Origin of the sequence: Streptomyces sp. MB09-01 (genome assembly GCF_033794505.1) — a bacterium.
Classification (GTDB): domain Bacteria; phylum Actinomycetota; class Actinomycetes; order Streptomycetales; family Streptomycetaceae; genus Streptomyces.
The window spans coordinates 1-7,527 of the sequence record NZ_JARAYQ010000331.1 but is presented as its reverse complement, the minus strand read 5'-3'; the positions used below and the strand labels follow the sequence as shown (position 1 = coordinate 7,527).

General features: G+C 73.1%; 6 protein-coding genes and 1 pseudogene. 3 read left to right on the top strand and 4 right to left on the bottom strand.

What is annotated here, in order from left to right:
• Positions 1 to 594 (top strand): hypothetical protein (locus PV721_RS38750; RefSeq protein WP_319732862.1); only part of this gene is annotated, 594 nt, incomplete at its 5' end.
• An 80-nt stretch (positions 595 to 674) separates the two neighbouring features.
• Here PV721_RS38750 and PV721_RS38745 read toward each other — a convergent pair.
• From PV721_RS38745 to PV721_RS38735, 3 genes and pseudogenes are all read right to left on the bottom strand, one after another.
• Positions 675 to 965, bottom strand: coding sequence for an SHOCT domain-containing protein (locus PV721_RS38745; RefSeq protein ID WP_319732861.1), 291 nt, complete (start codon positions 963 to 965; stop codon positions 675 to 677).
• A gap of 131 nt (positions 966 to 1,096) precedes the next feature.
• Complete coding sequence (locus PV721_RS38740) at positions 1,097 to 1,762, bottom strand: response regulator transcription factor (RefSeq protein ID WP_319732859.1); 666 nt, start codon at positions 1,760 to 1,762, stop codon at positions 1,097 to 1,099.
• Positions 1,759 to 2,972, bottom strand: a pseudogene (locus tag PV721_RS38735) (sensor histidine kinase). Before PV721_RS38735 ends, PV721_RS38740 begins: the two are co-directional and overlap by 4 nt.
• Before the next feature lie 152 nt (positions 2,973 to 3,124).
• Here PV721_RS38735 and PV721_RS38730 point away from each other — a divergent pair.
• Positions 3,125 to 3,652, top strand: coding sequence for a hypothetical protein (locus PV721_RS38730; protein WP_319732857.1), 528 nt, complete (start codon positions 3,125 to 3,127; stop codon positions 3,650 to 3,652).
• A 53-nt stretch (positions 3,653 to 3,705) separates the two neighbouring features.
• Here PV721_RS38730 and ligA read toward each other — a convergent pair whose 3' ends face one another.
• On the bottom strand, positions 3,706 to 5,802 hold the full coding sequence (gene ligA, locus PV721_RS38725) for an NAD-dependent DNA ligase LigA (RefSeq protein WP_319732855.1): 2,097 nt from the start codon (positions 5,800 to 5,802) through the stop codon (positions 3,706 to 3,708).
• A 275-nt stretch (positions 5,803 to 6,077) separates the two neighbouring features.
• Here ligA and PV721_RS38720 point away from each other — a divergent pair, with 275 nt between their 5' ends.
• Positions 6,078 to 7,238: a hypothetical protein gene (locus PV721_RS38720; protein ID WP_319732853.1), complete on the top strand. Its 1,161-nt coding sequence runs from the start codon at positions 6,078 to 6,080 to the stop codon at positions 7,236 to 7,238.
• Positions 7,239 to 7,527: the final 289 nt, after the last annotated feature.

Here is a 7,527-nt window from a genome sequence, read left to right as displayed (position 1 = left end):
GACACCGGCCCCTGCGGGCCCGTTTCCGAGTTCGACTCGTGGGACTGGTTCAGCACCACCACCAACCCGTTCATCGCCTACGCCGTCGAGGCCGCGGCGAAGGCCGAGAACTGGCACTGGCGCGTCGACGACAACCCCCTGTGGCGCGGTGACACCCGCGAGAACGTCGAGGAGCTCTTCCGGGCGGGCTTCACACCGCGCGGCGACCAGCTGACCCCGCTGGCCGAGTACATCGTCAAGGGCGGCGGCCAGACCAGCGCCCACCTCAGCACCAGTTGCGAGAAGTGGGTGGCCGAGAAGTTCGCCACCTACGGCACGGCCAAGACGGGATGGGTCTACGAGATCGAGGCCCCGGGCGGCATCGACGTGAACTCCACCGCCCGGGCCAACCACTACGAATCGCCGTACCTGTGGAACAAGGAGATCGACTTCCCCGGCGGGGTCGAGGGACGGTTCATCAAGCAGGCCTGCAAGATCCGCCTGCTCGGCACCGACCCGGTGACCAAGGTCAACAGCTATGAGAACCTCGGCTGCAAGGACAACCGGGGCTTCGCCCCGTACCGTGCCGCCGACGAACCGGCGCCCAGCCGCTGAGGCCGAGGGCCGGCCGGGCAGGTGAGGGCGGGCGGCGGGATCACCCGGAGGTGATCCCGCCACCCACCCGCTCCGTGCGTTCAGGCGGGGCCGTCCTTGAGGGAGCGGCCGAACTGCTCGTCCAGGACGGACAGCCGCCGCCAGTACTCGTCCTCGTCGATCTCGCCCGAGGCGAAGCGCCGCCCCAGGATCGAGATCGGCGAGTGCTCGCCGTAGGCCGCTGCCCGGTTCTGCCACGGGGCACGGCGGCCGCGCCACACGGTGCGGCGCAGCACGGTGACGACGCCGATGACGACCGCCGCCCAGATCAGCGGGAAGAACAGCACCCACGGGCCGGGCCCGTCGTACGCGAGGGCAATGAAGGTGTTCATCTCGGCTCAGCTCCTCGGAATCGTGGACTCTTCGTCTCACTCCGAGACTGGCTCCGAGAGGGGTGCCGGGTCGTCGTACGGCCGGCTGCACCGGGGCTACTTCCCCGGTAGTACGGTCGCGGGCCGCCAGGTCAGCCGAGCCAGCCGGGCCGGACCAGCCCGGACTCGTAGGCCAGGACGACCAGCTGGGCGCGGTCCCGGGCGCCGAGCTTGACCATGGTCCGGCTGACGTGGGTCTTCGCGGTGAGCGGGCTGACGACCAGGCGGCGGGCGATCTCCTCGTTGGACAGGCCCATGCCCACCAGCGCCATCACCTCCCGCTCCCGCTCGGTGAGCCGGCCCAGCTCCGCCGCCGCGGCGGGCTGCTTCGAGCGGGCCGCGAACTCCGCGATCAGGCGGCGCGTGACGCCGGGGGACAGCAGGGCGTCGCCCCCGACCACCGCACGCACCGCGCGCAGCAGTTCGTCCGGCTCGGTGTCCTTGACGAGGAAGCCGGAGGCACCGGACCGGATCGCCTCGAAGACGTACTCGTCGAGCTCGAAGGTGGTGAGCATGACCACCTTCACGGCGGCCGGCTGACCGTCCTCGGTGATCCTGCGGGTGGCTTCCAGCCCGTCCAGCACCGGCATCCGGATGTCCATGAGCACGACGTCGGGCCGCAGCTCGCGCACCAGGCGCACGGCCTCCGCGCCGTCCGCGGCCTCGCCCACCACCTCGATGTCGGGCTGGGCGTCGAGCAGGGCCCGGAACCCGGCCCGGACGAGGAGCTGGTCGTCGGCCAGCACGACCCGGATCACGCCCCCTCCTCCCCTTCCGCGGCGGCCGAGGCCGTCAGCGGGAGCCTCGCGACCACCCGGAAGCCGCCGTCCGGACGCGGTCCGGCCTCGATCCCGCCCCCCAGGGCCGAGGCCCGCTCGCGCATCCCGACGAGACCGTTGCCACTGCCGTCCGAGGCGCCGCCCGTGGCCGGGCCGTCGTCCTCCACGCGCAGTTCCAGGGCGCGCGGCCGCCAGCCGAGGCGCACGTGCGCCGTGCGGGCACCGGAGTGCCGTACGACATTGGTGAGCGCCTCCTGCAGGATGCGGAAGGCGGCCAGATCCACGCCGGCGCCAGCGCCCGGGCCTCTCCCTCGGCCGAGACGTCCACGGTGAGCCCGGCCGCCGCCGCCTGCTCGACGAGCTCGTCGAGCCGGTCGAGGCCCGGTGCGGGGGTGCGCGGTGCCTCACCGGGGGCGCGCAGGGTGCCGAGGACCTGCCGGACCTCGCCCAGGGCCTCCTTGCTCGCCGCCTTGATGGTGGTCAGCGCCGTACGGGCCTGCTCGGGATCGGAGTCGAGCAGGGCCAGCCCCACGCCCGCCTGGACATTGATGACCGAGATGCTGTGGGCGAGGACGTCGTGCAGTTCACGGGCGATCCGCAGCCGCTCCTCGTCCACCCGGCGTCTCTCGGCCGCCCGCCGCTCGGCCCGCTCACGGGCCCACTGCTCACGGCGCAGGCGGACCAGCTCGGAGACGGCGAGGATCGCGAGGACCCACGCGGTGACGGCCACCTCCTGCGACCAGGGCGCCGGCCCGTCCCCGGCGGGCGGGAGCCACCGGTACAGCCAGTGGCCGATCAGCAGGTGGCCGGCCCAGAGCAGGCCGACGGCGCCCCAGGCGGCCCGGCGGCGGCCGGCCACGACGGCGGCGAAGCAGGCCACGGCCAGGCTGAGGAAGACGGGGCCGTAGGGGTACCCGGCGCCGACGTAGACCAGGGTGACCACGCTGACCGCATACACCACGGCCACCGGATGGCGGTGCCGTGCCACGAGGAGGGCGGGCCCGAGCAGCAGCAGGAGCCGCGCGAAGCCGTCCAGAGCCACCCGCCCGCTCTGCGCGTGCGCGGCCCACCCGGCGCCGACCTGAGCGAAGACGGCTACGAGCAGCGCGGAGCGCCAGGCCGGGCCCCGCCCGGTCCGCTCCACCCACCTCCGCCACGGGGGACCCGGGCGCTCGCGCAGCTCGTCCATACGGCCACGCTAGACCGCACCCGCCCTCACCCGCGTCACCCCGGCGTAGCGTTTCAGGCGTACTCCCCAGGTAGTACGTGCAGCCGGCCCCGGAACCCTTCCGTCCCCGGGCGCTGCGGATGCGAGGCTCGCCCGGATGGGGGAAGCTGGGCATGATCTCAGCGCTGACGCTGGGACCGTCGGGCGAGGAGGACGTCGTGGACGCATCAGGAGACGGCCGGCGCGTCCGTGGCCCCTGGACCAGGGTGCGGACCGCCACCCTGCTCTGTGCGGCCGCGGCTCTCGCAGCGGGCACCGTACCGGCCTCCGCGCAGCCCCGGGCCCTGCCGGCTCCGACGCCGGATCCGGTCGTGGTCGTCGACTGCTTCTCGAAGGCGCAGGTGCGCCCCGAGGAGTACCTGCTGGCCTGTGGCGACGGCAACAACCGCCTCGTACGGCTCCGCTGGGAGACCTGGGGGCCGCAGACCGCGACCGCCACCGGCACCGACATGGTGAACGACTGCAAGCCCTACTGCGCGGCCGGCCGCTTCCGGTCCTACCCGGTGACGGTGACCCTGAGCAGCCCGGAGCCCTGGCCGGAGCGTCCCGATCTCCGCCGCTTCACCATGATCCGGCTGCTCTACACGGACACCGCCCCGGCCCCGGTGCCCAAGGACGTGAGCTACAAGCTCGTGTACTGACGGGCCCCGGCGCGGCAGCAGCCGCGCCGGCCGTGAGGGCACAGCCCTCGCGTTCAGCCCAGGCAGTCGGCGACGAGCTCGGCGAACTCCTCCGGGGTGAGGACCGTGACCCCCAGTTCCGCCGCCTTGACGGCCTTGGAGCTCGGCTTTCCGCTCGCGGACGGCGCGCAGACCAGGTAGGCGGTCTTGGAGTTGACGCTGCTGCCCGCCTTGCCGCCGGCCTTCTCGACCAGCGCGTACATCTCCGAGCGCCCCATGGTCTCCAGCGGTCCGCTCATCTTCCCGGTGACGACGACGGTCTTGCCCGTCAACGGGCCTTCCACGGCCGCCCGGGGCTGCTGCGGCTCCGTCATGTTGACCCCCGCCGCGGCCAGTTTGTCGATGACCAGGGCCAGCGAGGCGACCTGCTCGACGACGACCGGGGCCTTCTCCGGCCCAATGCCTTCGACTTCCTGCATCTCGCAGGCATCGGCCTGCCGGATGGCGTCCATCGTGCCGAAGTGCGCGGCGATGCGGCGGGACATGCTGCGCCCGGTACCGAGCACGCCCAGGGCGCAGAAGACGCGGCTGAGCGGGCGGGACTTGGCCGCCGCGATCTGCTCGGCCAGCTTCGCTCCGCGCTTGGCACTCCCGGAGGCGGCGGTGAGCTGGTCCTCGGTCAGGGTGAACAGGTCGGCGACGTCCGTGACGTCACCGGACTCGATCAGCGCGTTGACGTACGTCCTGCCCAGACCGTCGATGTCGAGCATGTCGCGTCCGGCGGCGTACTCGACCAGCGCGGGCAGCGCGCACCCGGAGCCCTGTGCGCAGCGCCACCGCTCCTGTTCCTTGTTGATCTCCCCATGGCAGTTCGGACAGGCCGCGGGCAGCGGGACCTCCTGCGCCCCGGCCGGGCGGCGGCCGACGACGGCGGCCTGGACGCGGGGGATGATGTCGCCCGCCTTGTAGACCGTCACGGTGTCGCCGAGGTGGAGGTCGCGGCGGCGGATGTCCGCGGGGTTGTGCAGGGTGGCCCGGGTGACGGTGGATCCGTCGATGTCCACCGGTTCGAGGACGGCCGTCGGTGCCAGGACGCCGGTCCGGCCCACGTCCCAGACCACGTCCTTCAGTACCGTCTGCCGCTCGACCGCCGGGAGCTTGAAGGCGATCGCCCAGTACGGGAATCGGCTGCCGAGCCCGGCCGCGGCCTGCTCGGCCGCGTCGTTCGCCTTGATCACGACCCCGTCGATGCCGAACGGCAGGCCGGGGCGCAGGGCGGCGATCTCGTCGACCTTCTGCTGTGCCTCGGTGAGGGTCGCGACCACGTGCAGACCGGCCGGCGTACCGGCCGTGGTCTGCACACCGGCTTCGGCGACGGCGGCCAGGACCTCGGCGTGCGTGGCCCCGGCGGGGACGAAGCCGACGCCGTCGAGTTCGACCGCCCCGTACGCCCAGAAGGTCATCGCGAGCCGGTAGGGACGGTCCTTCGCGCGCAGGGTGCCGGCCGTGCCGTTGCGCGGGTTGGCGAAGACCTGCGCGCCGTGTGCGGTCCGGACCTCGTTCGCGGTCTCGAACTGCGCCTGGGTGAAAAGGACCTCGCCGCGCACCTCGAACGTGGCCGGCACGGGCAGTTGCCCGGGCAGGCCCTCGATGGTGCCGATGACGTGGCTGACGTCCTCGCCGTGCGTGCCGTTGCCGCGGGTGATGATCTGCTCCAGCCGCCCGGCGCGGTAGCGGGCGGCGACGGCCGCCCCGTCCATCTTCGGCTCGACCGTGAACCCGCCCGCGGGTGCGCGGCCCAGGCGGCGCTGGAGCGAGGCCCCCCAGGCGACCAGGCCGGCCGGGTCGAATACGTTGTCGAGGCTGAGCAGGCGGGTGGTGTGCGCTATGTCGCCGGCCGGGGCCGCACCATCACCGACCAGGCCCGTCGGGGAGTCCTGGGCGACCTCGTCCGGGTGCTCCGCCTCCCAGGCGAGCACGGATAGGCGCAGCCGGTCGTAAGTGGCGTCGTCCAGCGAGGTGTTCTCCCCGCCGTAGTAGGCGTGGGACGCCTCGCGCAACTGCTCCAGCGCGGCACGGTAGTCGGCGAGGCCGGACAGGCCGGACAGGCCGGACAGGCCGGACAGGCTGGGCAGGCTGGACAACGCCTCATCGGCGGGAAGGATCGTCATGAGGATGATCCTCTCCCGGGGGTCTGACAATGCCCTGCGGTCGGGAAGGGGGCAGCTCACGGCGGGTGAACAGGTCCCGGGGCGGTGCGCTGACTGCGGAATCGGTGGGTCCGCCTCCGTGGTGACGGCGCGGGCAGGCTAGATTGCACCGGGCCGGGGCCGTCCCGGACGTCCGCCCCGGCGTTCGATCGGTCGGCGCCCTGCCGTAAGTTGTCCCACGGCCCGCCGGGCCAGGTCGGGCAAAGCGGGCGAGAACGGGCAGGAGTGGGCAGGGCATGGCGCGACGCGAACGTGCGGAAACGGGCCGGGGCGTCACCTCCGCCACGCCCGTGGTTCCGGGCTCCGAGATAGCCGCGGCGGCCGACGGCGGCCTCGCGGCCCGGGGGTGGCTCCGGCTGGGGCGGGACGGCCGGCTGACCGCGTACGCGAGCTGTTCCGAGGGTCTGGTGCGCTGGACCGAGTCGGCGCCGGGCTCGGACGTCTGGCAGGGGCCCGACCTCTTCCCCGTGGAGGGCTGGGCGGGCCGGTTCACACTGGCCCAGGACTCCAGCGGGTTCGTCTGGTTCGCCGGCACCCGCTACCGGGACGGGGCGCCGGGCGGCCACGAACTCGTCATCGCCGCCCAGTACCAGACCGGCCGCCCGCTCAGCGACTGGCGTGCGGTGGGCAATCCGTTCCCCGAGCCGGAGCGGGAGGGGGAGCCCCCGTCCCCGCCGGGAGACCCGATGGTGCTGCCCGACGGCGCCGGATCGCTCCACGTGGTCGCCACCCGGTTCGGGGTCGGCGTGCGGGGCCGTACCCGGCACGCGGACGGTAAATGGGATAACTGGGCCGATTATCAGGGCAAATGGGTGCGCGGCTCGGTCGCTCCCCTCGTCACGGCCCAGGGGCGGGCCGAGTTCCTCGCACCCTTCCGCGGTGGCGCCGCGTACTGGGGCCAGGACGGCCCGGGAAGCGGCTTCAGGTGGCTCGGGCGCATGGAGGCCGATGTCGTCGAAGGGACGTACAGCGCCTACGAGACGGGCCCCGGCAGGGGGACCTACTTCTGGCGCCACCCTGCGGACGGCGGCGTCGTCGCCTACCGCCCGATGGCTCCCGCCGGAGCGCCCCGGGCGCTGATGCCGCTGGGCGGGGCGGGTGGCGCGGGCCCGGTCGGCGTCGTCCGTGCGCGCATCAACGGCTACGACTGCACCGTCCTGCTCCAGCGGGGCGCCGCGGGATGTCCTGAGATCGCCGCTTATCCCACGGAGGGTGAGCAGTACGGCGCCTGGTGGGCCCCCGTGGGAGACCGCTGCGCCGGGCTGCCGGCCATCGCCCTCGACGCCCGTGGCGCGGTCACGATCGCGATGATCGACGCCGATGGGGGGTTGTGCGTCGCCCGGCAGGACCTCATGGACGCGGGCCTCGCCTTCGGGCCGTGGTGCCGCGTGGGGTGACCTAGCTCACCGGGCGTGGGTGCGTTCCGGCCGGTGACGGTCCGTGTCTTCGCGCGTCACCCCGCACCGGAGGGGAGTTGGCCTGTTCCGTGCGGTTTGCAGGCCGTCGCACCTTCGCATGCGTGAAGCTTTGAGAGCCTTGCGCGGTTGTGAATAGTTGCTCGCCGTTGCGCAGTTGCCCTACGCTGCGCACACCCTGTGAGGCTCGTATAAGTGTGCGGGTCGGGGGGTGGGGGAGGGTCGAGTGTGGGGCGGTCTCTTATACAAATCTCCTAGCCCCCAAAAAAGG